The organism is Candidatus Pantoea rara (genome assembly GCF_051136265.1).
Lineage (GTDB): Bacteria > Pseudomonadota > Gammaproteobacteria > Enterobacterales > Enterobacteriaceae > Pantoea > Pantoea rara.
Map to the genome: position 1 here is coordinate 2,343,335 of NZ_CP194942.1, position 25,891 is coordinate 2,369,225.

The window sequence follows — 25,891 nt, forward strand, 5'->3', positions numbered from 1 at the left end:
GCGATATATTCTTGGTGCGCTTTGCTAAATAATTCAAGAAGGGTTACGTTTTTATCACCAAACACTTGAGGATGACGCACTTGCTTAATGCCGTTTCCTAAATTGGCAATATATCAAATTCATCTCTAAGGCCGGCATGACTTCATGATTTATATAGAGAACTAAAATACATTACTTACCATTGCAACTTACCCGTATGTTTACAGAAGGAATAATAATTAAGTGTTTTAAACTTTTGACAATCAAAGTTGAGGCCGTCTCCGTCTTTCTCTGAATTGGGTGGCAATAATAACCTCATAAGCATCAGCTTCACTTTTTTGATCCTTCATTGCGTCATCGAAGGTTATTTTTGACTCTTTTTCAAACATAGCCACGGTACCATCGTCATATCGAATATAGTAACCATCGTTTTTCTTTACTATATCGACACCATAACCGGTAAATATCAACTTACTCATAATAAACCTCTCAGAAGTTTATTTAAAACGGTGTAAATGTTTGCATCACTCAGGGGTGCTTGGTCAATTACCGTTTCAATCACTCCCCCGAATTTTTTCCTCCAGGCATGCAATGGCCATTAGCTTCTGTCTCTCTTCCGGATGGTATCTTAAGCCCAATGGGCTTCAATATGTCAATTCTTACTGGCGAATTTCACAAATTTAAATAAAACACACTCCTTTATAAAATATCAGTTTTGCCACAATATTTAAAATAGGTTTATCCAGTGAATAAATTCTCACTGTCTATAGTTAACAAACCCACAGAGAAAAAATTTTTTCCCTAAAATATAGTTACATCCGGGATAAGCTACAATGATTTTATAAAAAAAATTACTGCCAGTGATCCAGCAACTCTATCCACATTTCTTTCTCACCAGGAATCACCTTAATGAAAGCTCTATTTTCTTTTATGTATTGCATATACTTTTCATATATAGCCCTAATGGTTACAGTCTTTTCAGAGCGAGAGCCTTCAATTAGTTTTTTAACTCCTCAAGGTAAAGAGAAGATTCAACTCTGGTTTCGAAAAATCTCTTGAGATAGTCAAGCACTTCATTGTATGAATGGTGATCCATTAATTCCTCTGGCAAAATATCAACATCATCAAAGCTTATACTCAATAAAATAATTTAATTGCTTACTGACTTTTATTTATGCTCTATGATTTCGTAATTATCGGGTGAGCGCCACATAATTTCCTTATATGAGAATTTAATTTTACCTTGCTATTTTAAATAATCCATAACCTGAGAGGGTGCCCAACCCTGTCCATATGAAAATAACGCCCCTATCTCTGCCAACTTCTCGATCAAAAAGAACTGTTCTTTTTCCTCTTCAAAATTAACATGGTAAGAATCTCCCTTTTTAGAAAAACCAATTTCTTTCAACTTAGACTCTTCATTAACTACCCCTTTGAATTGAACTACAATTCTTTTAGGTTCTAAAATTGTTACTCGTATGCAGTTTAACACTTCACCTCTTTACTACATTAACTTTTAAGATTGTATTTACTACGAGGTTATAATAGTAGACTGGGGATTTATCACCATTTCAGGTGCACCGCCTGGTAAATGCTGCCCTGGCCATTTAAAGTAATCATTCCCGCCTAGAGGGCTACGTGGTTCAATTTCTCGAATACCACTTATTTTTATGACTTTAGAACCGACTAATAACGAGTCTTTATAAAGCCCTATTTCCTTCTCAATTACTCTAGCTTTAGCTCTTGTTATTGTAATTCCTTGGAAATTTCCGACATAAGGAAAATATTTCATTACACCTTGTTTGTCGCTAATGAAAATTCCGTCTCTACCTATATCAGGATAAGCATCCCAAGATGTAGGACTTATATTGTAACCTTCATTAGAATTTTTTAGCATATTATGCTGGCGTTTACGAGCCTGATTAACACTACACCTACTCAACTCCAAAGGATCCACCCAACCCAGTGCATTCGGCGCATACAGGTAGAGGTTAATCCCATCCGTCAGCCCTATCGGGTCCTGCTGGGTGAACCGTCCGCTGTCCGGGTCATAATAACGAAACAGATTGTAGTGCAGTCCGGTTGATTCGGCCCCTACGGTGCCTCACCGTGTGGGGCCATCGCTGAAGCGATGTACAAATTTGCTTAAGCAAATTAGTCCCCGTCAAGGTAGTGGCCCTGCTATAAGGTGGAGTCGGGTGAACGACCGGCATCCGCTGGCTGGACTCGCGTCGCCATTTACTCCGCCGACATGTTGAGGCCTCCCCTGAGTTTTTCCTGTTCAGAGGCAGTCATTAGCTATGGTAATTTCTGCCGGGAATTTATAGATAACTAACTTGTTACTTTATAAAGTTCTTTTCGCAACTGTTCTAACCGTTGATTTTCTTTCATTAAAGGTTTTCCATTACTGTGCAAAACTAAGTCGTTAAATGATCCCATCCCACCATAGGCCGTCCTTATATTGTAAATACCTTCATGATAATCATCATCTAATTGCCTCAGGCACTTATCAAAGTATCTTGCCCAAGGAAGTTCACCATTTTCTAATAGTAGATTTATTACTTCTATTAATACTCTTTTAACTTCATTCATCATAGCAGCGGCCATTTTCCTATTACTGTTCCCACTTTCCATGGTTCTAATATCACTATTTGCTCTGTTCCACCGATATAAAATCCATTCTGATAACCCACCTCGCCTACATACACTTTAGTGCCCGCTGGTATTTTTATTTCATATGCACTGTCAAGTACTGAAGCAGAACCATTAGGCCATTTTGGTAAAACTGCTTTATCAACTCGCGTCTGAATAATACTTTGTGGTTTATCCAAACTGAAGAAACGCCCAAATGGATTTGTTGATACTCCCGCCCGATAAAAACTTGTATCCTTAGAAAGAATCACTTCTCTATATCTACCACCAGAAAATGTTTCAGCCAACTCTTTATCCAAAGGTCCTGGTTTTATTGCGGAGTAGGTGCCAGTCTCTTTTCCAAGAGAACACCTACTCAATCCCCAAGGATCCACCCACCCTAACGCATTCGGCGCATACTGGTAAAGGTTGATCCCGCCCGCCAGCCCTATCGGATCCTGCTGGGTAAACCGTCCGCTGTCCGGGTCATAATAACGAAACAGATTGTAGTGCAGTCCGGTTTCCCGATCCAGGTACTGGCCCTGCATACGCAGATTCTGCTTCACCACCGGAACTCGTTCGCTGGACTCGCGCAGCAGCTTGCCCCACGGGCTGTTAATCCCTTCCCAGGCCTTTTGCCCTTCCCTGTCGGTCAGCAGCTCCGGCATCCCGTTGGCCGCATTATGGAACCAGTAAATCTCCGGACTTTCCACGCCATCAATACGGGCCAGCGGTTCATAGCTCTGGCTGTCGCTGTAAACGTAGGTCAGCGGAATACCGTCGTGGATTTCCTGCAGCAGGCGGTAACCTTCCCACACAAAGCGCGTCGTGACGGCGTTGCCCGACGATCTTCCCTGTAACAGCGGCTGGCTGGTTTTACTGATGCGGCGCCCAAGCGGATCGTAGCGGAAACTCACCTTAGTGCGCGGCTTATTACGGTCCCGCGGCTCACTGATGACGTCCGTCAGGCGATGCTCACCATCGTAGCGATATCGCCAGCGGGTATGCCCGTCATCTTTCTCAGTGGTACGGCCATGAATATCATATTGCCAGCGGATACCGTTCAGTTCTGTGACACGGTTATGCATCACGTGCGCGGCACTATGGCGATCCAGCGGGTTGCCTGCGCCATCCCAGCGCCACTGCTCATTGCCCGGCTGTGCGCCGTCCTGTGACAACAGCCGGCCGGCGTTATCGTAGTTCCATAATGTCTGGCTGAACGGATTATCGTCGCGCTCTTCGCGGATCAGGTTGTTGCCGTAATCGAAGTCGCGGCGACGGGACCAGACGCGCGGCGCAGGACGCTGCGCGTCTCCCCTGAACACGTCACGGCGGCGCAGCCTGCCTAACCGATCATACTCACTGCGCGTGGTCAGGCCGCCCTGCGTCCGGCTCAGTTCCCGGTGCAGCGTGTCACGGGTAAACTCGGTGACCGGCAGGTTGTCTAATGCGATACTCAGTAAATGGCCGCTGCCGTAATAAAGCTGCTTCAGGTTGCGACCATCCGGCAGGGTTAAGGCTGTGCAGTTACCCAGCGCGTCATACTCCCATGCCAGTTCACCCTGCTCTCCCTGTTCAGCAACGATGCGGCCCAGCGCATCGTACTTAAAGGTAATCTCCTGCTCGGCCTGCTGGCTCCACTCGGTGTCAGACAGTGGCAGATGCTGCGACACTTTACCCAGCTGGCCGCCACCACTGTAGTGATAGCGCGTCTGGCCTTCCGGCGTGGTCCGCGCCCGCAGTTGGCCTGCACGGCTCCAGTGGTAGCGATGGATAATGGACTGAGCATGCCCGGCGGCAAAGGTACGTGATACCGTGCGGCCCGCTGCGTCATAATCATATCGCGTGGCAACGCCATCCAGCCCGACCTGAGCCAGCAACAGAGAATCTGCGCCCCACTCGAACTGGTACTGCTCACCGTTCTCGTTTTGCAGCGCCGTCAACCGGCCACGGCTGTCCCAGCGTCGCTGAACCGTCTCACCCTGCGCATTGCGGCTGGCGATCAGTCGCCCAACGTTGTCGTAGCGGAATTCACTGCGCTTGCCATCAGCCGATTCATAGGCCAGCGGCAGTCCGTTTTCACTCCAGTGCAACCGCTCTTCCCATCCCTCTGCGCGTTCCAGCTGAAGAGGACGGCCTGCGGCATCATAGTGATAACGGGTTTCTTCACCATCCGGCGCGATGACTGAGCTGAGCCAGCCCAGCGGATGATAACGGTAGCGCGTGGTCAGCCCTGAGCAGTCGGTTTCACGGATAACCTGGCCGGCGTCGTTAAACTCCCGGCGGTAGCTGTTACCCGCTGCGTCGATCTCCTCGACAACCAGCCCAGATTCGTCCCGCTTATAGATCGTGCTTTGCCCGAGCGCATCAACAACGCGCTCAAGACCGTGATGGGGATCGTAATAGTACTTCGTGGTGGAACCGTCAGCTCCGGCAACCACCGTGGGCAGTGAACGGTGGGACAGCCATTGCACCGCCTGCACACCGCCGTCAGCATCTTTCTCTTCAATGCGGTTACCCAGATCGTCATAGGTGAAGCTCACCGCGTTGCCCAGCGGATCGATGCGGCGCGTCAGGAGTTCGTTTTCATCCCACTCATAACGCCACTTCTCGCCCCGCTCGTCGATAAAACAGGTGATGAGGCCCGCAGCATTCCAGTGATGTTCACGCTGCTGACCGTCATAGGTTGAAACCCGCGTGATGCCCGCCTCGAGATCGTAATGCATGTGGCAGCCGTCACCGGTATTGGTGCGGTTCTCAACTACGCGCCAGTGATCCAGCTTCTGCCAGCGATATTCGCTTTCGAGCCCGCCGGGCAGCTGATGCCAGACCATTAACCCGTCGTCGTTGTACCGGAAGCGCCGCGACACAACGCCAGCGGCATCAGTAACGCTGGCAAGCTGGCCCTGTTCAGTGTATGTCCAGCGCGTCAGAGGCCAGTGCTGATCACCATCAAAATGGCTGGCTGATGTCGGGCGCCGCGCGTGATGTTTGTCGTCGTAGTGCAGCGTAACGTCAATCGCCAGCGGCGCGTCATGAATACGCACCAGACGAGCCTGTTCATCCCAGCCCATCTCCAGCGCATTACCGTACTCGTCGCTGAGTGAAGCCAGACGCAGCACCTGCGGATCAGCAGCCGTGCGTCGGTACAGACGCCAGACCGCACCGTCGTCATCGGCAATGGCGATATCGCCAGACTCGTTGCGCCGCACCATCAACCCTTCGCTGATGCTGTAGAGCACCTCTTTTTCACCGGGCACGTCAAAGCTCAGTTCGCGTCCGTTGTCATCGAACCAGGTCGCCCGATTCCCTTCCAGCGTCAGGTAACTGTCAAACACCGTGGCCCAGCCCTGACCAAACAGGCCAGCGCGCTGAGTCAGGCTGTTATAGCTGCGCTGAAAACTAAGCGGGAAACGTCCGGGAAGGGAAAAATCGCGCTCGGCGTCATCATTCAGGACTTTGACGCCGGTCGCCGCATGAACCGGGAACAGCGACGAGAAAGCCGCGTTGATGGCCATGTCCGCTGCCATACCGCCTACGGCACCGGCCAGCGCGCAGGGCATGTTTTTGAGGATCTGACCAGGGCGACCACGAAGGAGGGAAAGGCCGATCATCATCACGGCCAGGCCTGGGACCTTGCCACTTTTGATCTCTCTGACCGTGACGGTTTCACCACCAATGATGACATTGGGGGAGACGTCGTCACTCACGGTGGCATCACAGGTGGTTTTATCCTTTGCGCGCACCGCAGGCTGGCCATTGATAAAGACGCTTTTCGATCCCTGCGCCAGATATTGCGGTGCACTGTGTTTTTCACAGGCCACTTTGTCCTGCTCCAGCGGAGAGGTACTCGCATCGGCGGAGGCGACCGTAGGTTGCCACATTGCACTGCCAAACTGACCCACCGCAGAGAGCAGCATGCCGCCATAATCCGCGAAGCTCTTCGGTGATTGCGGTTCTGGGGGCGGTGTCTCACCGGGCGTGAGCATCCCGGCCGCGCGCACGGCTAAAAGACCATTAATGTGCACATTATCTGATCCGCTGGCGATCACACCGGCGGGTGACGGCGGGAATATCATGTTTCCCAGCCCATCCGCCGCTTTGCTGATCTCCTGTGACAGACCCACGGCATTGGCAAGTATACCGCCAAGAATACCGCTGAGCAGGCAACTGTTACCCACGGCAGCTACACTCGCCGCTGCCGCCCCTGTACCCAGCAGGGGCGCTGCCGAGACGATAGCAGCACCAACCGCAGCACCAATGACGGCATACGCCGCACCTTCCGCCACAATGCTGGTGATATCAGCAAAAATGCTGGAGTGAATGATCTCGTCGCCCACGCGGGCCGCAGGGTTATCCATAGGTTATGCTTTCCGTGGCGTGTTCAGAGTCAGGCTTTGTTTAAAAGCACTCCAGCGCTGTCCGTCTTCTTCATTGAACGGGCGCATTGCGGAGAGCGTAAAAATCATTAAGGTGTTCGAGTCAGGCACCTGCGTAGCCAGCTGTTTCTGCCACACAGCTTGCCCGTTACGGTCAAACATAGTTTCAACTTCAATGGCGTGTAGGGTGTTATCTAAACCCTCCATCACGCGTACAAACTCACTCTGCTGGATGTGACCCATCTGACTCCGCAACGTGTCCCACTGACGCTGGAATTCTTTTTCCGCATCACTGCCCTCAGAAATAACACCACGGCTTACAACCAAAGCCAGGCCACTGGCTTCGTCACGGAGAATATTCATGGTGGTGTCCTGCCAGGCAGCAGGAAAAAGCGCAAAGGCGCCCTCATTGAATTGGTAATTCATATTGGAGGTCCGTTTTATTAATTGTTTGTGGCAGGTGGGATCAGGCTATGGAATTCGCCATCAACGTTATTGGCATTAGTGAGTAGCTGTGTATTATCACGCGAAACTTTAATATCAAAAAGTCGATGCGTAATATCAGGATCGCCACCACAACTGCTATCGTGATGATCTTCGCGAACCGTGATGACAAAGAAACGTTTATCACTGCTGTCGTCGAGATCGTACCGCAGGCAGTTATCACCGAGGCTGGTCAGGTGCCAGGTATGAATCGCTTCCGTTGCAGCACTGATAGCCTGATCAGCGCTGATTTCGCTTTGCTCTGCCCCCAGGTCTGTTTTCAACATGATGGAGCTGACCTTTCCCTGGTCAATCTGGAACATTAACTGTTTCCCGCCCAACGGGTAGACAAGCCAGTGCTGATTATCACTGTCATCCTCTTTTCCAGGTCCATAGGCTTGCTGAACCTGTTCCGGACTATCACCTACCACGATATTTCGGGCCGTTGGCACGCTGGCACTTCCCAGAAGGATCTCTGCCAGAACCGTGTGGCTGGCATCTCCAGCCGCCGTCGCGCTGAACAACTCATAGCCGTCATAGCTATGCTGAAAATAGTTGTATTGCTGGTTGTTGATGACCACTTCGCCGGCCAGAACTGAACTCAGGGCCTTGCCTGCACGTACGAAACTTCCGTTGCTCCAGGTGTCACCTGGAGTGAAAGCATAATCGTTCAGCAGAACGGAAAAATCGCCCTCGTTAAGAGCAGGAACAGACGATTCAGTGCTGGATTCGGCCCTGGCAATGCAGGATAAAAACATGAGGACAGACACAAAAATAAGACGGGCGAAAAAACGATTTATAATCATTGAATTTTATCAGGGTTAGTAATAAAAATAAGAGATAATTTTTATTTATTCAATAATGCAGCGCAATTAAACTCACTCAATATCAATTAAAAAGTCACAATTGAATTGTACGTGGGGAACGAGATAAAACACCACAACATCAATTAACTTTATGCTTATCCTTCAAGGCGAAGGAAAACTGTCTCTTTGGAAAAATCATTACTCCCACTTACCATCTTGCTTTACAAGTGTTTTATTTCCCTGTATCACATTCAACTCAAGTGGGTTAAATCTCACAATATAATCTACATCGCTATTATTGAAGGTCATTCCGTCAGCTTTATTTGAGTTGGCAGGCTGCGTGGTTTTACCTTCAAGAGTGATTTCTTTTCCATCTTTATTTCTGAGGCCAAAGTATTTAACTTTATCACATACAGTATAAAAAACTCCGCAACCATTCACTAAGGTAATGGTGAAATCAGATGTCGAAAAAACTTTCATATCAGATTTCAGATCCCCCTGATTTACTTCTTTATCGAGCGCATAAGCTTTTGGTGCATAAAACTCGCCATTCTCAGCATCTTTGATTAACTTCCATAAAACTTTATTATCCTTAAGTTCTAAACTTGCTTTAACTTTTACCCCACCAAAAGCAGAATCAAATTCAATCAATGCTTTTTTTCCATTTGCAGTGCCTTTGAGATTACTGCCATCACCCTCAGGGCAATCTATTTTGTTCCCGCCTCTGGTAACATAACAATAACTACCCGTTATGTTATTATTATTCTGTTTTAATTTTAATGTTAACGTTGAGTATAATGACCCACTATCATTTTTTTCCTGTCCACTCCACTGGCCGGTAAAATCATCAGAAGCAAACAAGGATAATGAAGAGAATGACAACAAAAACACAATGCTAAATCCAAATTTGTTCATTTAATTAACCTTGAAATTTCAGATGCTAATTAACCCTGTTATTCCAGATATTGATATAAAGCTAATTAATAACAACAACTGAAAGCAGCAAAATCAATCAAATAATTATTACTTTTAATGATATGACATTTATATGTGATGTGCAAACATCCTGTGTAATAGTGTGCATACATGACACACCATCACGCAAGAATTTTATTAATCGTAAATATCCATCCACTTTCCATCTTCAGACAGCACGATTTTATTATTAACGACAACCGTAAGGTTACTTATTACATTGTTGATGATATATGTTGCATCATTATTACGGAATTTATAACTCAGCACAGGGCAGGATGCCTGACCACAATTACTTTTCATGGCTTTACCTTTTAATTTTACAACTGCCCCATCTGATTTTCTTACACCCTCATAGCTAACGTCATTACATTCCGAACCCACAGCGCAGAGTGACGTTATTCTTATTTTGAATTTTTCCGTCTCGAAAAATTTCTCACCATTACTTTGCTTTTCTTTTTGGTTTTTAACGGGAGTAACTGACTGCTCTTTATCAAAATGCTTTGTCCAACTCGCAATATCTTCCTGCATTTTATTATTTGCACGATCATTGCTTACATAATATATTTTATTTTCTTCAGGCAGCATCCATGCAGCATAGACTTTACCGTCAGGCTGTATAACAAATGCAGAAGCCTGCTCAAGATAAAGATCTTTTAACCAGCCCTCAACGAATATACCGCCGTTATCTGTTTTATGGGGTTCGCCAAAAACATCAAAGTTCTGGCTGAACTCACTGTACTCGCTGCCTAAAACAGACTTTAAACTGGAGACAACATTCTGGTCACTAAAGATGTTTGGAACATTGTCTAAGCTATTGTACTTAGACAAAACCACCTGCTCGCCTGAAGCTGTCGCAACACCTACCGGGCAAACTATAATTATTATCAAGAGCATCATGTTAACACATAACTTCATAGTTTTACCTGAGGAGTGTACTAATTTTCGCTATTTTACCGTACTGATTAGTTTATTTTTTTAATTAATCATTAAACTCGCCAGATGGCATTCTGTTGTATACAATAAACCAAGTCTTGAGTGAATGCGGTATTGATTTTCTTTACTCACTTACTTTTAGGGTGAGAATTTAAAACTATTCAGCTAATTTTAAACTCTTCAATTGGAAAATAAGATTGAAAATTAATTTAACCCTGCGTGACGTATCACGCAGGGTTGTTGTTATTCATCAGTATTAATCGCCATCATAATATGACTGATTTTTTTATGCTCTAGCTGAAATGACATGCGTTTGTTATCAGCGTCATAATATAACCAGTGCTGATTATCACTATCATCCACTGTGCCCTGACCATATTTACTGACCAGCATATCCTGACTGTCACCGGTCCCTACGCCTCTGGCTGTTTTGATCGCAGGGGTATTGATAGTGATCTGTGCGATGAGATAGCTGTCGATATCACGCTGTTCTTTTTGCCAGAACAGGTTCGCAGTGTAGATTTCAAAACCATCATATTTGTGCTGGTAGTATTTATAACTGGTGTCACCAGCAGGCACATCGCCAACGAAGTTTTCACTTATCTGCGCGCCCACCTGCTTCTGAGTTTCATCGTTCCACTTATCCCCTAAGGAAAAAAGATGATTATTTATATTCACAGTAAAATCAGTTGATTTTAATTCAGCACCTGAAAACTCCGCCACCGCGAGATGGGAGAAGGTAGATAAAGTAAATATTATAAGATGAAGCAGGCAAAAATTAACTTTATTAAAAAAAGACATTTCAAATCTAATATCCAGCAACTTTATCATGAGCAAAAAATGAAAGGTGACATTAATAAAATAAATTAATGCCACTACGAAACTTCATCTATCTGTCAGTAAGTCAAATAATCACATCAAAAAAACACACAAACTATTTTTTCGAATCATAATCTGGTGCTATACCAGTGTGCGTTTCAACCAGCCTGTCTTTTTGAACCCACCCATCGACCTGGTTTCCATCGTTAGTTACATACATCACACTGTAATAGTTTTTGTACTCAACATAAGCATATAATTCATTACCGGGGACAACAAAAACCTCTTTTTTTATGCATTTTTCGTCTGGAGCAGAATAGAAATATAATCTTCCTTTGCCACCGACTTTGTATACATTATCTGTATTGTCGAAATTCACGCCTTTGTTATTAGCCTCACTACTCAAATTCTGGCAGAAATCATTGGCGGTAGCCATTAGTGGTAATGAAAACGCTAATGCGCATAAAAGTTTAATCATAGTAATCCTCTCCCTTTCATTACGGAAATCAAACTGTTGGCATAGTCAGGATCGGTTGCATACCCTTTAGCCTGTAAGCCTTTAGCCCATTCTACCGGATCGGATGAGTTGAACAAACTGCTATACCTCTGATTTTTAATCAAAAACTGGGAGTGCTGCTCAATACTCTCGTCAATTGAATCATAACTGGCAAATTTATCCAGTACAGCAACACGTTTTCCGTTGATATTCTCATGAGTCCAGTCTTCCACAAAGTTTGGCGAGCCATGTGCCTTGACCCCAAAAATGTTGTTGCTCACTTTGTCAGTGTTAACATCAGTGGGCATTTTTTTGCCCCAGTTAGATTCAAGAATTGCCTGAGCCGTGGTGATTTTAGCGGGGACACCAGTTTTCTTTTCATCTTCCTGAGCAGCAGCATACACTTTATCGAAGAATGCTTGTTTTTCGGGGGGTAAAGGGCGTACTTTTCTTACCTGGTTGTTTGCCAACGGCGCAACCGCCCCTTTCGCCGTTGCCGCCGCAGCCTTTGGTGCAGCGGGCGCGGCCTGGCCTTTTTGCTTCGGCGGGAAAAGGTTCTCCACCGCCTGACTGATGTTCTGTTTATGACTGGAGCCCGGTGCGCTAGTGCCCGGTTTTGCGCCATCTGTGTTCAGGTTCAATTTGCCGCCAGAGGTGGTGATATGACCATCGCCCTGCACGAAAATATTGAAGCCTTTACCCACAATATTAATCTGGCCATTCGCATTAAGTTCGATTGCACTCTCGCCACATTCCAGGCGGAGTTTAGTCCCTGAACCTACTACATAGGTATCGACCACAGCATCGAGTTTGCCCTTACCGGTCAGCCTCTCTTCCCCCCCTTTTACACCGTGGACGCGATTGGTTTCGATACGGTAGAGCTCATTGCCGCCCGCATAATGGCTATGATTGTTGGCGACGGAATGGCTGGCGTCATTTTTAACATGGGTATCCATGTTCTTCTGCGCCTGGATCCACAGGTGTTCCTCACCCGCCTTATCCTCAAACCTCAGCGCGTTCGCCGTGTCCGCCGTGCCATCCTTTGACCGGCTCAGAAAGCCCATCTGCGTCGCCGCCGCCGGCAGCGCCCACGGCGGCATGCTCGCCTCGTTATACACCCGGCCGATGATCAGCGGACGGTCCGGATCGCCGTTGATGAAGTCCACCACCACCTCATCGTTAACACGCGGGATCTGCACCCCGCCGAATCCCTGACCGGCCCACGCGCTGGAGACGCGCACCCAGCACGAACTCGTGTCGTCGCCCTTCGCCAGACGGTCCCAGTGAAACTTCACCTTTACCCGGCCGTAGCGGTCGGTCCAGATCGACTCGCCTTTCGGCCCCACCACCTTCGCGGTCTGCGGGCCGTGCGTTTTCGGCCACGGCGTCTCCGGCGGCGTGCGGTACGTCACCGACGACGGCAGCACCGTGAAGCTGATGTTGTGCCGGCTGTCGCCGGTGTCGCCACTGGCGTAGCTGTTCTCGGCGAAGTCATAGGTGGCCGAGGTCACCAGATACTCGCCGTTGTCGCTGAAGTGCGGCGCGTTGATGATGGAGAAGGTGAAGCCCGGCGCGATGCCGGTGGCGGTGCCCGACCCGCTGACGCTGTGGTGCTCGGCCTGCCACACCTCCTGACGGATGCGCGCGTAGGACTCGCCGTGGCTGTGGTCGACAAAGTGGCCCGGCCAGTCGTAGACGTCCACCGACCCCGGCACCGGCGACGCCGGGTTCTGCCGCGCCTGCAGCATCCACGCGTTCGGCTTGCGGAAGTCGTAGTCGTCGGTGCTGTAGATGCCCGGCGTCACGCTCTCCGCCAGCGACCACTGGCTGATGCCCTCTTCCGTCACCACGCCGCCCGACGGGGTGACGTGATAGGCGATGGTCTCATAGCCCGGAAACGCCTGATGCTGGTCCGGCGCGTCGCACAGCACCAGCGTGTGCCTGTCCGCTTCGTGGCGGAAGAAGTAGTAAATCCCCTCCAGCTCCATCAGGCGGCTGATAAAGTCCAGGCTGCTCTCCTGATACTGCACGCAGTACTCCCACACCCGGTAGCTGCCCGCCAGGCGCGTCTCCACGTTAACCCCGTACTCCTTCAGCAGCGTCTGCACTATCTGCGGCACCGTCTGGCTCTGGAAGATGCGCAGGTTGCGGTCGCGCCGCATCGGCCACAGGTCCGGCTCCACCGTCAGCTGGTAGACCGCGTAGCGGGTGCCGCTCAGCTCCTGGCTGCGCACCGCCACGCGGGTGATTTTGCCGTTGAGGTAGCGCGGGCTCAGCGCGTTCATCAGGCCGTCGGTCTGCAGCGTAAAGGTCACCGGCTTGCCCAGCAGGGCGTGACGGTCGATGCGCGCGTCGGTGGCCAGCAGTTCGGCGGTGAGCACAAACGGACGGGACAGCGTCTCGGTGCCCGTGAGCGTGTGGAACAGCAGGCCGTCCGCCGGCAGAAGGACGGTGATACGATCAAACATAGTGATTTCCCGGACAGATGGTAATCGGTGAATTAACCCGGGTATTGCCCGAGGTCAGGCAATACCAGAGGGTCAGACAAGCGTCTTTTATTATTGCAGCGGATCACATGACGAGTTAAAAACAGGTGCCTTAATACTCATTGCTACGAGACGGAATGCCAGCTAAAGATGTCTAACTGGCAGGATTACTATTATTTCACGTTGATATTCAGGGTCGCCAGAATAATTTCTACGCAGCGTTTATTCGCTTCGAAGTGATAACTTTTATCATTTCTGTGCTGCCCTACCAATTCAACGTAGCACCACAAGCCTGAACAATTGAATATGTAACTCTGATAAAAGGCGCGCATTTTCTCTTCGTCGCTGTAGAGCTCACCTGTACAGGTCGATAATGATCCCAGCGCAGCATTGATATCATTAGGAATGGGTTCCAACTCGTTTGCCACCAGCGTGACCGAATGCTCATGCTCCCGGAAACGTTGCGTCGACTTTTCAAAAGCATCCTCTGCGGAATGGCATACGGTACCGGAATAAAAGCAAAAATTAATGACCCCGTAATTCACACCATCTATAGTGTGATCGACGATAAGTCTGTTCGCAGCAATAACACTGGCATGCCAGGACACCGGTATTTTAAAAGCGTTTTCCCCATCCAGGTTAACCGAGGTCAGCAACTCCGCCATGGCCAAGTTACTGCGATGCAGCAGATTCCAGTTAACCACTGTGAAATAGATTTCATTGGCAAGCGAAGGATAGTCGCGTGCTGCACAGGACGCTTTTAATAAGAGGTAGTTTCCACCGCCGCTCTCTCGATTGTAATCTTTTTGAACAGTGTATCGTGAGATCACTTCGTCACCGGAAGCGTGCGTTTTTAGGGTCAATACATCTGCAAAAATACCGTTTTCCGAGGCCTTACCGACAAGACGGCGGTGCAGAATTTTTTCGCCCATCATGGCGAGTTTTTTAAACAGCCAGTCAGACGCATTCATCTCCCACTGGCAACGTTCATACGCGGCCCAAACTTCCAGATAAGGTGAGTCATCCGTGGTTAAGTAGCGACCGATATTGGTTAAACCGACATCAGGGAACGCAACCGGCTCCAGTTCCGCAGGTTTGAGGCTTTTAGGAAGCACAACCCAGTAATGCAGCATTTCTTCTCTGGCCGATGTATAAAGGCATTTCCAGAAGCGTTGTTCGATTTCTTCTTTAGAGAAACCCGGCGTAAGGGGAAAAGTATAATCCGTTTCAAAATTCATAGCCTGTTTCCCTTCTTAATTTAATTCGCTAGCCAGATGCCGTAATAAATCACTATAGAGCCAAGAGAAACCACGCATTTTGCAAAGATGAGCATGCCAGGCACTAACTTACTGGCAGTAGGTGAAATTCGGGCATAATTATCAGCATTATATTTTTTTTGAAAACCCACAATCCCACTAAATAAAGTGCAAATCATGATAATCATAAACTTTATGCCAAGGATAAATATAAAAGAAATGCCTATTTCTTCCATTAAATCTCCAGCAAGATCATTACTAAACCCGGGAATAGCTAACACTAATCCTTTGAGCGCAAAGGCAAGTACTACAATACCAACCAGCACACCTACAAACTTCTTACCAAATCCTGCCCATTCTTTTTTATTATAAAAATCCTTTCCGTTCCAGACATAATAAACCGTTACAATCCAGAAAAATAAAAACGCTATAAATTTCATGTTAGAATCAACCCTATCTTTATTTAACCGCCAACTAAAACCGTTGCGCAACCGTTGATGATAGCACCATCTGCACCACCATTGCTTCCAGATTTTTCTGTACTATCCCTTTCACCAAAAAACAGGTCGCGGAGGGGTTTTAATGCAATTTTTACATTAATATCACCTGTTATCCCCAGTATAAAAGCTAACCTACCTGAGAGCTTTACTGTAGCTGAGTAATCGGTTTCATCCGCATAGGCAGTTAAACCTCCTGCTGCACCCACTGCGCCTAAATGTACTCCGCCTTTAGCATCAGCTACTACAATACCGTACAGGCTAACTTTCCCCGTAACGCTCTCTTTCACTGCCGCTGCACCTGCGCCCCCCTCAACGCTGAACCCATATCTTCCTTTATTGCCGGTATATACTTCTACAACCGCTTTTGCATCAGCAGTGCCAAGCGTCACATCGCCGGTAGCGATGGCATACAATGTGTTCTCTGTTCCTATTGAGCCGGTCGCGCCATATTGCATACCCGCCGCTGCGGCTTTGCCATTAATGCCATAGATTCCGCTATCACCGGTGTAAAGTGAGCCAGTTGCATTGGCATCCGCTATTTTATTCCGCAACTCACCTTTCAAAAGTGCGTCACTTTTCATATTCGCTAATGTGAGGTTTTCAAGCGAAAACCCTGCCGACACAGTGTCATAACTGCCATCATTGGTGCTGTCTTTCAGGCTGGCATACGCCCCTAAAATTCGCGCATCGTAGTGCTCGCCATGCAACATCCCATCATCACCAGCCTTCTTCGCCAGCGAGCCTCCCCAGTATTGAGGCGGTGCAGGTTTACATTTCGCGGGAGTCGACGCCCCACCTGCATGACACTGCGTCTTATCACCCTGACGGGCCAGCGCCATACCGTTAACGAATACGCTGCCGGAGCCGCTGACGATAATACCGCTACCGTGTTGCTTACACGAAAATTCATCACCTTTTCGCGCAGCGGGAAATCCGCCAATGATAACGTCAGGACTGCCGCATTGAATGGGGCCATCGTGAGCCGCTTTATCCACAGAAGCTCTGGCCGCAGGCATACCCATACTGATGTTCCTTCCAATAAGCGATTAACTGTTAATATTGACGACCGCGCCTTTGATGTCGGTGATGTTCGTGCCGGTAATGCTTACCTTGTCATTCGCCTTTAATTCAGCATTTTTACCGGTACCTAAAGTGGTCAACTCATTGCCCTTAAACAGTGCCTGCAACTCGCTCTCAGCATGGATACTTCCTGTTTTCACCTGGATTTGAATAGCGTCAGGGGTGATCAGGATGTAATTCTCTTTCACCTTTAATTTGATGCTGGTATTGGCTTCAAGCAGCGCATTGCCCTCTTTATCCATGGTCAGCACCGTTTCGCCTTCGCCAACATTAATAACGTGCTGGATGCCCGTATTGCTCACCGCATGTTCACCCACGTCGGCCTGACGATTGCGCTTTATCGTGACCTTTTCGTCACGGCCTATGGTTTTCTGCCGATCCACACCGACATGGTGCGTCTCACAGCTTTCCACTTCCGTATCCATATTTTTTTCGGCGTGGATCCAAATCTGCTCATGTCCTGCTTTGTCTTCAAAACGCAACGCATTAGCAGTATCGCTGTTACCATCCTTTGACCGGCTCAGAAAACCCATCTGCGTCGCCGCTGCCGGCAGCGCCCACGGCGGCATGCTCGCCTCGTTATACACCCGGCCGATAATCAGCGGACGGTCCGGATCGCCGTTGATGAAGTCCACCACCACTTCGTCGTTGACACGCGGGATCTGCACGCCGCCGAACCCCTGGCCGGCCCAGGCGCTGGAGACGCGCACCCAGCAGGAGCTGGTGTCGTCGCCCTTCGCCAGACGGTCCCAGTGAAACTTCACCTTCACCCGGCCGTAGCGGTCGGTCCAGATGGACTCGCCTTTCGGCCCCACCACCTTCGCCGTCTGCGGGCCGTGCGTTTTCGGCCACGGCGTTTCCGGCGGCGTGCGGTACGTCACCGACGACGGCAGCACCGTGAAGCTGATGTTGTGACGGCTGTCGCCGGTGTCGCCGCTGGCGTAGCTGTTCTCGGCGAAGTCATAGGTTGCCGAAGTGACCAGGTATTCGCCGTTGTCGCTGAAGTGCGGCGCGTTGATGATGGCGAAGGTAAAGCCCGGCGCGATGCCGGTGGCGGTGCCCGACCCGCTGACGCTGTGGTGCTCGGCCTGCCACACCTCCTGACGGATGCGCGCGTAGGACTCGCCGTGGCTGTGGTCGACAAAGTGGCCCGGCCAGTCGTAGACGTCCACCGAGCCCGGCACCGGCGACGCCGGGTTCTGCCGCGCCTGCAGCATCCACGCGTTCGGCTTGCGGAAGTCGTAGTCGTCGGTGCTGTAGATGCCCGGCGTCACGCTCTCCGCCAGCGACCACTGGCTGATGCCCTCTTCCGTCACCACGCCGCCCGACGGGGTGACGTGATAGGCGATGGTCTCATAGCCCGGAAACGCCTGATGCTGGTCCGGCGCGTCGCACAGCACCAGCGTGTGCCTGTCCGCTTCGTGGCGGAAGAAGTAGTAAATCCCCTCCAGCTCCATCAGGCGGCTGATAAAGTCCAGGCTGCTCTCCTGATACTGCACGCAGTACTCCCACACCCGGTAGCTGCCCGCCAGGCGCGTCTCCACGCTGACCCCGTACTCCTTCAGCAGCGTCTGCACAATCTGCGGCACCGTCTGGCTCTGGAAGATGCGCAGGTTGCGGTCGCGCCGCATCGGCCACAGGTCCGGCTCCACCGTCAGCTGGTAGACCGCGTAGCGGGTGCCGCTCAGCTCCTGGCTGCGCACCGCCACCCGGGTAATTTTGCCGTTGAGGTAGCGCGGGCTCAGCGCGTTCATCAGGCCGTCGGTCGGCAGCGTAAAGGTCACCGGCTTGCCCAGCAGGGCGTGACGGTCGATGCGCGCGTCGGTGGCCAGCAGTTCGGCGGTGAGCACAAACGGACGGGACAGCGTCTCGGTGCCGGTGAGCGTATGGAACAGCAGGCCGTCCGCCGGCAGCTGTGCAGTAATGCGTGAGAACATAAGTAATCCCTGACTATTAACTGTGTGGATCGAGCAACCAGACGCCTTCTTCGCTGATGTTCAGCGTCTGCTGGCGGGTGCCACTCTGGCCGCTGATGGCAAAGGTGTAATTACCTGGGGCCAGCTGCAGCGTCGCGAAGCCATTCACCGCCGGGACCAGCGCCTGCGGCTGACCGTTAACCTGAACGCGTTCACCCTGCTGCAGACGGATATAAACCTGAGCGACCGGCGCGGGTGGCGGTGCCGGCTGAGGATCGGGTTCACGTGCGTCGGTCTGCGCAGGCTCAGCAGTCTGAGCTGGGGCGCTGACAACCTTCTCTGCCGGGATCTCAGCCTGGGTCGGTGGCGCAGCAACTGGTTGGTTAACCGGCGCGACGGTGACGGCAGGCGCGCTGTTCTGCGCGGTCTCATCCGGTGGTGTCTGCTCATTACCGCGTGACATCAGCAGACCGGCGCACAGCCCGACCAGCACGCCCGCAGCCACCAGGCCCGGCAGTGCAAAGCGATGTCCCAGCAGCGCTTTCAGCGGCGAGGCGGGTTTGACGACCTCCTCTTCTTCTTCGATCGGCACCAGCATCGTGCCTGGCCCACTCATTTTTGCACTGAGCAGCGGTTCCGGTTCACGTTCCGGCAGCGCCATCAGCACAGCAAAATCATCAATGCTCTGTGGACGATCTTCCGGTTTCAGCGCCAGCGCGCGATCGATGGCGCTGAGCAGCGCCGTCGAGTAGCCCGCCTGACGACGCTGCATCAGCGGCTGGTAGTTATCTTCGATGCTGCGCACCACGCTGACCGGTGGCGGTGCACCGGTAATCAGCGTATGCAGCACCGCGCCCAGCGCGTAAATATCGGTCCACGCGCCCTGCTCGCTCTCGTCGTTATCGCTGTACTGCTCAATCGGCGCATAGCCGGGACGCAGCATGGTCTCGCTCTCATCCGACAGGTTGCCGATGGTTTTACGCGCCGACCCGAAGTCCAGCAGAATCGGCTCGCCGCTGCTCTGAATCTGGATGTTATCCAGCGAGATATCACGGTGCAGGTAACCCGCTTCATGGATAGTTTTGATCGCGCCCAGCAGCGGCGGCAGCATGCGACGAATCCAGGCCTCATTCACCGACTGCGGATTCCGTTCGCTGAAGTTCGAGAGCGTGGTGCCGCTGTAGAACACCGTGCCCATATAAGCGGTGTCGTTCTGCACCCAGAAACGCAGCACGTGCAGCAGGTTCGGATGATTAAAGCGCGCCAGCAGACGCGCCTCCTGAATAAAGCTGTTCAGTCCGGCGTGAAAGGTTTTGCTGAACCGCTCACTGCGCAGCACCAGATTGAGGTCATCGCTGCGCACCGCCAGCGAGGCGGGCATGAACTCTTTGATGGCGATATCACGCTCCAGCTGGTGATCCCAGGCGCGATAGACGATACCAAAGCCGCCACCGCCGATGACCTCTTTGATTTCAAATTCATTGAAGCGGTAACCCAGCGGCAGGGCGTTGGGGACATTCAGGGGTTGATCATGTTCCGACATATTCAAAAGCTCTCTGATAGCCAGGATTAAACTGTGAACTGGCAGACAAATTCGCCCTGCTCACAACGCACTTCAACGCGGCGATAGCGTTCATCGCGGGCGTGGGCACTCAGCAATATCTGGCTCATCTGCGGCAACAGCGTGTTGGTGAGGATGGCATCTACCATGCGACCGCCCGACTCCACCTCGGTGCAGCGCTGAACGATCTGGCTGACCACCGACTCGTCGATCTGCGCTTCAATGCCGTGGTTGTCGGCCAGACGGCGCACAATGCGCGCCAGCTGCAGCCGCACAATCTCTGCCAGCATCGCGTCGCTGAGCGGGTAATACGGCACCACCAGCAGACGGCCCAGCAGCGCAGGCGGGAACACCTCCAGCAGCGGCTTACGCAGCGCAGTACTCAGGGCGTCGGGATCGGGCATCAGCTCAGGATCGGCACACATCGCGCTGATAAGCTGCGTGCCGACATTTGAGGTCAGAATGATGATGGTGTTGCGGAAGTCGATGTGGCGGCCTTCGCCATCCTCCATCCAGCCTTTATCAAATACCTGGAAGAACAGCTCATGCACATCCGGATGAGCTTTCTCAATCTCATCCAGCAGCACCACGCTGTAGGGACGACGGCGAACGGCTTCGGTCAGCACGCCGCCTTCGCCGTAACCGACGTAGCCCGGCGGTGCGCCTTTCAGCGTCGAGACGGTGTGCGCCTCCTGGAACTCACTCATGTTGATGGTGATGATGTTCTGCTCGCCGCCATAAAGCGACTCGGCCAGCGCCAGCGCGGTCTCGGTTTTACCGACACCGGACGGGCCGCACAGCATAAAGACGCCTGCGGGCTTGTTAGGGTTATCCAGACGCGCGCGCGTAGTGCGAACCCGCTTCGCGATCAGCTCCAGACCGTGACGCTGGCCGATGACGCGCTGGTTAAGTGTGTCAGCCAGATTCAGAACAGCGTCGATCTCATTCTTCACCATCCGGCCCAGCGGAATGCCGGTCCAGTCCGAAACCACGGCAGCCACCACGCCCGCATCGACGGCGGCAAACAGCAGCGGCGAGTCGCCCTGCAGCGCCGTGAGTTGCTGCTGCGTCGCATCGCGCTGTTCACGCAGCGCAGCATCTTCTTCAGTCACACAGCGGGCGCGCAGCGTGATCAGCGTCTCGACCAGTTCGCGTTCCTGCAGCCAGCGCTGTTGCAGCGCATCGCGTTCAGCTTCCAGCGCAGTGCGCTCTGCGGCAATCGCCTGCTGACGCGTCACATCGCCAAGACCGACGCGGATTTCACGCTCAATGATTTCCGCTTCAATCTCCAGCGCGGCCAGACGGTGCAGGCAATCTTCCAGCGCCGCAGGCTGTGCGCCCTGACTGACCGCCACGCGGGCGCAGGCGGTATCCAGCAGCGCCACCGCTTTATCGGGCAGCTGACGCGCCGGAATGTAGCGATGGGATAGTTTCACCGCCGCAGTGACTGCATCATCCAGCAGCAGCACCCGATGATGTTTCTCCAGCGCGCTGACGGTGCTGCGCAGCATCAGAATCGCTTTGGCTTCATCCGGCTCCTGCACCTGCACCGTCTGGAAGCGGCGGGTCAGCGCCGGATCTTTCTCGATGTACTTTTTGTATTCGGCCCAGGTGGTCGCGCCAATGGTGCGAAGCTGGCCGCGCGCCAGTGCCGGTTTCAGCAGGTTAGCGGCATCGCCGGTGCCCTGCTGACCGCCAGCACCAACCAGGGTGTGGATCTCGTCGACGAACAGCACAATCGGCGTCGGGCTGGACTGCACTTCATTGATCAGCGCCTGCAGCCGCGCTTCGAACTCCCCTTTCATTCCGGCACCGGCCTGAAGCAGGCCGATATCCAGCAGCCAGAGTTGCACATCGCGCAGCGGCGCAGGGACATCACCCGCGGCAATACGCAGTGCGAGGCCTTCGACCACCGCGGTTTTTCCGACGCCCGCTTCACCGGTCAGCAGCGGGTTATTCTGACGACGACGCATCAGGATATCGACCATCTGGCGGATCTCATCGTCACGCCCGGTCACCGGATCGATGCGGCCTTCACGAGCGCGCGCGGTCAGGTCCTGCCCATACTGTTCCAGCGTTGTGCCACCGGCCGCAGGCGGTGCGCCCGCCGCGTCCGCCGGTGCGCTCATCGCCTGCTGCGCTTCTTTGCTGTTACTGAGTAGCGTGTCGAACTCAGCCAGCAGCGCATCGGCGTTGACGCGGCTGAACTGGCCGGAGATGCCTTTCAGTACGCTGGCCAGGTTGAAGGTTTTCAGCATGCCGATCAGCAGATGGCCGCCGCGAATGCGGGTCGCGCCATATTTCAGCGAGGCGTAGACCCACGCCCGCTCAACGGCGCTGTCGATATGCTCGGAGAGGTCGGAGACCGCACTGGCACCGCGCGGCAGGCGATCCAGCGCGGCAACGATGTCCTGAGTCAGGGCCTTTTCATCCAGTGAAAAATGTGTGATGACCTGCTGTAAGTCGCCATCCTGCTGCTGCATCAGCTGATGCAGCCAGTGCACCAGCTCAACATAGGGATTGCCGCGCAGTTTGCAAAAGGCGGTGGCGCTTTCCAGCGAGGTAAATAACAGCGTATCCAGTTTGCCGAATAGCACGGCACGGCTGATTTCTGACATAGGGGGCTCTCTTCAATGAAAGACGCAGGCTGTGTAACAGGGAAAGCGGCTGGGCTAGCGTGAAGCTGCCTCAACCTCAAACATAAAATCTTCACGATCGTGCGGCTGCGGCATCTGCCCCAGCCAGCTGGTGTAGCCGAGTCGGGCACTGCCGCCCAGCGCCACACCCTGCACCTCGTCAGCAGCGAGGATCAGGCTGAGATCCCACTGCATTTCGATGCCCAGGTAGTGGCGTACCCAGTCGCGCACTTCCTGCGCGCCAGGGGCATCCGGCAGAAAACGGGCATACTGCGCAGCGCTGAGCGGGCCCAGGTGCAGGCGAAAACGGTGCTGCACATCGCGTACCGCCACGCCGAGAAACGCAGAGGCGCCCAGCCGGGGCATGTGGCGTCCCGCGCCCAGCCGGGCCTGATCGCGGCTGTCCAGCGTCAGCCAGTGCGGCAGGTTCTGCGTCAGCCGGACCGGTACGCCAAAGTAGTGGCGCAGGATGCGCACCAGCCCTTCGGCATCGTGACCGTGACGGCTGAGATGGCCCACCAGCATCAGCCGGGCATGAAGACTCAGCGAGCTGGCCTGCTGCTGGGCGGGTAAACCGATGCCGGCCAGACAGGCGAGATAGTTCAGGAAGCGACTGTCGTCGGGGCGATCCAGCGACACGGTCGGCTGCGCATCCGCCCAGGCGCGGTAAAACAGCAGCGTGGCGCGGTGGTGAAACAGGTCAGCAAATGCGGACAGGCTATGATCCTGATGATGCACGATGCGTTCGTGCACATATTCGGTCAGATGAGTGGGCAGTGGGCCATTAGGGCCAAACAAACCAAAGCTGAAGATCGACAGCTCATGCCTTCCCGCCTCGTCACGTGGCGTGACGCTGGCGACGGTGGCAGGGGCAAACGCCAGTGACGGCGTCTGACCAATGCGTACCGATTCAAACTTAGGCAGCGGCGCACGGCCCAGTGGATAGCGCTGGCCACCCTGCGCATCCAGCCGCCGCAGCAGCTGGAACAGATCGTAGCGCCACGGCGCGGCCATCACTTTTTGCCAGAAATCATCCGGCAGTCGGGTGAGCCGTGGCAGCGTAATCACCTTTTCGCCACTCATATCAGCGCTTTCCGGCCCATGCGCGGCGGCCAGTAGCCGACTTCCCCGCGCTGCTGACTGTTCAGGGTGAACTCCGTGAAGCTGTTCAGCGCCACCAGTCGGCCACAGACCCGCTCCAGCACGCTACCGAACAGCCACGGGCTGGCACCCGAAAACGCCTGCTCATCCACCTCCAGCGTAATGCTGACGCCGCGCGCAAACACCACCGGGCCTGGCTCCGGCACGCGGCGGTTGACCGCGCTGAGCGTACAGTGACGGATGCCGTCAATCTGGCGGGCAACCGGCGCTTCAGCGAGGTTAGCGTAGAGGCTCAGCAACTGGCGCAGCGCGGCCGCACCTTCTCCGTCGCTGCTGTCCATCAGGCTGAGGTAGTTCATCTGCAGATGGCTGATCAGCCGCCACGCTGAAAGGCCTTCCGCCAGCGCCGGGCGCGGCGGTGTCGGTCCTTTGCACAGTTTCAGCTCCGATACCGGAATGGAGTCCGGCATCACGAAGTTGCCCTGATCCTGCTGCAGCATCAGCGGCAGATCGCGACTGGTACACATCACCTCAGCAGAGAGATAGCGCACCTCATCGCGCCACAGCGCGTGATGCTCATCCACCAGCGACAGAAAAACTTCGGAACCGATGTAACCGGTGCGCGTGCCGTAACGCTGGGCCTGCTCTGACAGGGTGCGCTGTTCACGGCGCAGGGAGAAGTAGGCGCCATAGTCACCCTGGTCGCCGCTGAAGGTGCTCCAGAACGGGCGGAAGACCTGCTCTTCCCGCTTCCCCTCTACGGTGGCGAACAACCGCTGAACCGAATGCACTTCATAATCCAGTGGCCGGATGTTATCCACCACCAGATGATATTCATGCTGGCTGTCGCTGACCTTCAGACGCTCAGCGGTTTTCGGAAACAGGTTGATGACCGGCGTGCAGTGCAGCGCCAGATGGCTGTGATCGACCACGCTTTCCAGCGCGCTGTCCGCTTTGTCGAGCAGGATGATAATGTCGAATGCCGTGGCGTTGTCGCAGCGGCGCAGAAACGGGCCGAGCTGGTTCAGGCTGATAAACTGGAAACGTGCCGGAAAGGCGAAATATTCCTGCAACAGACGATACCCGTCGAAGTTACGCAGATCGTCCGGCAACAATGCCTGCTCCGGCGCAAAACCCTCCTGCTGCAGCGCGTCATCTGTCAGCACCTGACGCAGCGGCCGTTTCTCTACCGACTGCAGGACGATACCTACCCGGTGCTGCATCAGCAGCTCCAGCAGCTTCAGTGCCTGAATATCCGGGCCACTGAGGAACAGCATCAGGTCGTCCACGTTGAGCTGACTCAGGGACGAGATCCCTTCACACGTGATGCGGATGCGCAGCGCACTCGCCGCGCCCAGGCCCGTGAGTTTCAGCTCACCAGAGGGCAGATCACCCGGCACGCCGCCGAGGCTGGCTTCGCTGATCCGCAGCGGATGCAGCACCACATCATGTGCGGTGGAGTAGCTACAGGTCACCCCGGTTTTTTTCAGATTCTGGCTCTCCATCATGGTGCCACGCGGCACGCGGAAGCCCTGAGTCATGTCACCCTTGCGGCTGTCCGGCGTCAGCTGTGCGATGGCCATTGACGGCGTTGGCGAAAGATAGGATGGCGCAATCATCTCCAGCAAACGCTGTGAGAAGCGCGGAAACTCCGCATCCATCTTCAGCTGCACGCGCGACGTCAGGAAGGCGAATCCCTCCATCAGCCGTTCTACATAAGGATCTGCCACGTCGATGCCATGCATGCCGAGACGTCCCGCCACTTTCGGGTAGCGCGTCGCGAACTCTGCCCCCATCTCGCGCAGGTAGGCCAGTTCACGGTTGTAGTAGTCGAGCAGATTGCTGTCCATG

20 protein-coding genes and 1 pseudogene are annotated in these 25,891 nt (G+C 52.9%); all 21 read right to left on the reverse strand.

Going from position 1 to position 25,891, the window contains the following annotated elements; all coding sequences use genetic code 11:
* Nucleotides 1–242 precede the first annotated feature (242 nt).
* Nucleotides 243–458: a hypothetical protein gene (locus ACR8BF_RS11035; RefSeq protein ID WP_314983682.1), complete on the reverse strand. Its 216-nt coding sequence runs from the start codon at nucleotides 456–458 to the stop codon at nucleotides 243–245.
* Nucleotides 459–1,225: 767 nt separating this feature from the next.
* On the reverse strand, nucleotides 1,226–1,471 hold the full coding sequence (locus ACR8BF_RS11040; protein WP_314983681.1) for a hypothetical protein: 246 nt from the start codon (nucleotides 1,469–1,471) through the stop codon (nucleotides 1,226–1,228).
* 39 nt (nucleotides 1,472–1,510) lie between these two features.
* Nucleotides 1,511–1,876, reverse strand: coding sequence for a type IV secretion protein Rhs (locus ACR8BF_RS11045; RefSeq protein WP_314983679.1), 366 nt, complete (start codon nucleotides 1,874–1,876; stop codon nucleotides 1,511–1,513).
* Nucleotides 1,877–1,909: 33 nt separating this feature from the next.
* A pseudogene (locus ACR8BF_RS11050) lies at nucleotides 1,910–2,062 on the reverse strand (RHS repeat-associated core domain-containing protein); the annotation flags it as partial.
* Between the two features lie 248 nt (nucleotides 2,063–2,310).
* Entirely contained in the window at nucleotides 2,311–2,574 is a 264-nt protein-coding gene (locus ACR8BF_RS11055) for a DUF6966 domain-containing protein (RefSeq protein WP_314983678.1), read from the reverse strand.
* Nucleotides 2,571–6,971: an RHS repeat-associated core domain-containing protein gene (locus tag ACR8BF_RS11060; RefSeq protein WP_434744946.1), complete on the reverse strand. Its 4,401-nt coding sequence runs from the start codon at nucleotides 6,969–6,971 to the stop codon at nucleotides 2,571–2,573. The genes ACR8BF_RS11055 and ACR8BF_RS11060 overlap by 4 nt, the downstream gene beginning before the upstream one ends.
* A 3-nt stretch (nucleotides 6,972–6,974) precedes the next feature.
* A complete protein-coding gene (locus ACR8BF_RS11065) occupies nucleotides 6,975–7,415 on the reverse strand; it encodes a DcrB-related protein (protein ID WP_434744947.1) in 441 nt (146 codons plus the stop codon).
* A gap of 17 nt (nucleotides 7,416–7,432) precedes the next feature.
* The gene (locus ACR8BF_RS11070) at nucleotides 7,433–8,278 is read right to left on the reverse strand and encodes a hypothetical protein (RefSeq protein WP_434744948.1); all 846 of its coding nucleotides are present in this window, start codon (nucleotides 8,276–8,278) and stop codon (nucleotides 7,433–7,435) included.
* A 198-nt stretch (nucleotides 8,279–8,476) separates the two neighbouring features.
* Complete coding sequence (locus ACR8BF_RS11075) at nucleotides 8,477–9,193, reverse strand: hypothetical protein (protein ID WP_434744949.1); 717 nt, start codon at nucleotides 9,191–9,193, stop codon at nucleotides 8,477–8,479.
* Nucleotides 9,194–9,391: 198 nt separating this feature from the next.
* The gene (locus tag ACR8BF_RS11080) at nucleotides 9,392–10,171 is read right to left on the reverse strand and encodes a hypothetical protein (RefSeq protein WP_434744950.1); all 780 of its coding nucleotides are present in this window, start codon (nucleotides 10,169–10,171) and stop codon (nucleotides 9,392–9,394) included.
* A gap of 261 nt (nucleotides 10,172–10,432) precedes the next feature.
* Nucleotides 10,433–11,065: a hypothetical protein gene (locus ACR8BF_RS11085; RefSeq protein WP_434744951.1), complete on the reverse strand. Its 633-nt coding sequence runs from the start codon at nucleotides 11,063–11,065 to the stop codon at nucleotides 10,433–10,435.
* A 58-nt stretch (nucleotides 11,066–11,123) separates the two neighbouring features.
* Nucleotides 11,124–11,486 (reverse strand): hypothetical protein, encoded by a 363-nt coding sequence (locus ACR8BF_RS11090; protein WP_313698886.1) that lies wholly within the window; start codon nucleotides 11,484–11,486, stop codon nucleotides 11,124–11,126.
* Nucleotides 11,483–13,972 carry a type VI secretion system tip protein TssI/VgrG gene (gene tssI / locus ACR8BF_RS11095; protein ID WP_434744952.1) on the reverse strand — a complete coding sequence of 830 codons (2,490 nt, stop codon included), beginning with the start codon at nucleotides 13,970–13,972 and terminating at the stop codon, nucleotides 11,483–11,485. Before tssI ends, ACR8BF_RS11090 begins: the two co-directional genes overlap by 4 nt.
* 191 nt (nucleotides 13,973–14,163) lie before the next feature.
* Nucleotides 14,164–15,228, reverse strand: a complete 1,065-nt coding sequence (locus ACR8BF_RS11100; RefSeq protein ID WP_313535635.1) for a hypothetical protein — start codon at nucleotides 15,226–15,228, stop codon at nucleotides 14,164–14,166.
* A gap of 20 nt (nucleotides 15,229–15,248) precedes the next feature.
* Nucleotides 15,249–15,686: a hypothetical protein gene (locus ACR8BF_RS11105; protein ID WP_434744953.1), complete on the reverse strand. Its 438-nt coding sequence runs from the start codon at nucleotides 15,684–15,686 to the stop codon at nucleotides 15,249–15,251.
* Between the two features lie 23 nt (nucleotides 15,687–15,709).
* A complete protein-coding gene (locus ACR8BF_RS11110) occupies nucleotides 15,710–16,768 on the reverse strand; it encodes a PAAR domain-containing protein (protein ID WP_179895981.1) in 1,059 nt (352 codons plus the stop codon).
* 24 nt (nucleotides 16,769–16,792) lie between these two features.
* Nucleotides 16,793–18,763, reverse strand: a complete 1,971-nt coding sequence (locus ACR8BF_RS11115) for a type VI secretion system Vgr family protein (RefSeq protein WP_434744954.1) — start codon at nucleotides 18,761–18,763, stop codon at nucleotides 16,793–16,795.
* A gap of 16 nt (nucleotides 18,764–18,779) precedes the next feature.
* Entirely contained in the window at nucleotides 18,780–20,285 is a 1,506-nt protein-coding gene (locus ACR8BF_RS11120; RefSeq protein ID WP_434744955.1) for a serine/threonine protein kinase, read from the reverse strand.
* Nucleotides 20,286–20,311: 26 nt separating this feature from the next.
* Nucleotides 20,312–22,921 (reverse strand): type VI secretion system ATPase TssH, encoded by a 2,610-nt coding sequence (gene tssH / locus ACR8BF_RS11125; RefSeq protein ID WP_434744956.1) that lies wholly within the window; start codon nucleotides 22,919–22,921, stop codon nucleotides 20,312–20,314.
* A gap of 54 nt (nucleotides 22,922–22,975) precedes the next feature.
* On the reverse strand, nucleotides 22,976–24,022 hold the full coding sequence (gene tssG / locus ACR8BF_RS11130; protein WP_314983644.1) for a type VI secretion system baseplate subunit TssG: 1,047 nt from the start codon (nucleotides 24,020–24,022) through the stop codon (nucleotides 22,976–22,978).
* The gene (gene tssF, locus ACR8BF_RS11135) at nucleotides 24,019–25,890 is read right to left on the reverse strand and encodes a type VI secretion system baseplate subunit TssF (protein ID WP_434744957.1); all 1,872 of its coding nucleotides are present in this window, start codon (nucleotides 25,888–25,890) and stop codon (nucleotides 24,019–24,021) included. Before tssF ends, tssG begins: the two co-directional genes overlap by 4 nt.
* Between the last annotated feature and the right edge of the window lies 1 nt (nucleotide 25,891).

Bases quoted from the DNA above. Each gene is read 5' to 3' on its own strand.
- ACR8BF_RS11035 (WP_314983682.1), bottom strand. From the start codon at position 458: ATGAGTAAGTTGATATTTACCGGTTATGGTGTCGATATAGTAAAGAAA.
- ACR8BF_RS11045 (WP_314983679.1), bottom strand. From the start codon at position 1,876: ATGCTAAAAAATTCTAATGAAGGTTACAATATAAGTCCTACATCTTGG.
- ACR8BF_RS11055 (WP_314983678.1), bottom strand. From the start codon at position 2,574: ATGATGAATGAAGTTAAAAGAGTATTAATAGAAGTAATAAATCTACTA.
- ACR8BF_RS11060 (WP_434744946.1), bottom strand. From the start codon at position 6,971: ATGGATAACCCTGCGGCCCGCGTGGGCGACGAGATCATTCACTCCAGC.
- ACR8BF_RS11065 (WP_434744947.1), bottom strand. From the start codon at position 7,415: ATGAATTACCAATTCAATGAGGGCGCCTTTGCGCTTTTTCCTGCTGCC.
- ACR8BF_RS11070 (WP_434744948.1), bottom strand. From the start codon at position 8,278: ATGATTATAAATCGTTTTTTCGCCCGTCTTATTTTTGTGTCTGTCCTC.
- ACR8BF_RS11075 (WP_434744949.1), bottom strand. From the start codon at position 9,193: ATGAACAAATTTGGATTTAGCATTGTGTTTTTGTTGTCATTCTCTTCA.
- ACR8BF_RS11080 (WP_434744950.1), bottom strand. From the start codon at position 10,171: ATGAAGTTATGTGTTAACATGATGCTCTTGATAATAATTATAGTTTGC.
- ACR8BF_RS11090 (WP_313698886.1), bottom strand. From the start codon at position 11,486: ATGATTAAACTTTTATGCGCATTAGCGTTTTCATTACCACTAATGGCT.
- tssI (WP_434744952.1), bottom strand. From the start codon at position 13,972: ATGTTTGATCGTATCACCGTCCTTCTGCCGGCGGACGGCCTGCTGTTC.
- ACR8BF_RS11100 (WP_313535635.1), bottom strand. From the start codon at position 15,228: ATGAATTTTGAAACGGATTATACTTTTCCCCTTACGCCGGGTTTCTCT.
- ACR8BF_RS11105 (WP_434744953.1), bottom strand. From the start codon at position 15,686: ATGAAATTTATAGCGTTTTTATTTTTCTGGATTGTAACGGTTTATTAT.
- ACR8BF_RS11110 (WP_179895981.1), bottom strand. From the start codon at position 16,768: ATGGGTATGCCTGCGGCCAGAGCTTCTGTGGATAAAGCGGCTCACGAT.
- ACR8BF_RS11115 (WP_434744954.1), bottom strand. From the start codon at position 18,763: ATGTTCTCACGCATTACTGCACAGCTGCCGGCGGACGGCCTGCTGTTC.
- ACR8BF_RS11120 (WP_434744955.1), bottom strand. From the start codon at position 20,285: ATGTCGGAACATGATCAACCCCTGAATGTCCCCAACGCCCTGCCGCTG.
- tssH (WP_434744956.1), bottom strand. From the start codon at position 22,921: ATGTCAGAAATCAGCCGTGCCGTGCTATTCGGCAAACTGGATACGCTG.
- tssG (WP_314983644.1), bottom strand. From the start codon at position 24,022: ATGAGTGGCGAAAAGGTGATTACGCTGCCACGGCTCACCCGACTGCCG.
- tssF (WP_434744957.1), bottom strand. From the start codon at position 25,890: ATGGACAGCAATCTGCTCGACTACTACAACCGTGAACTGGCCTACCTG.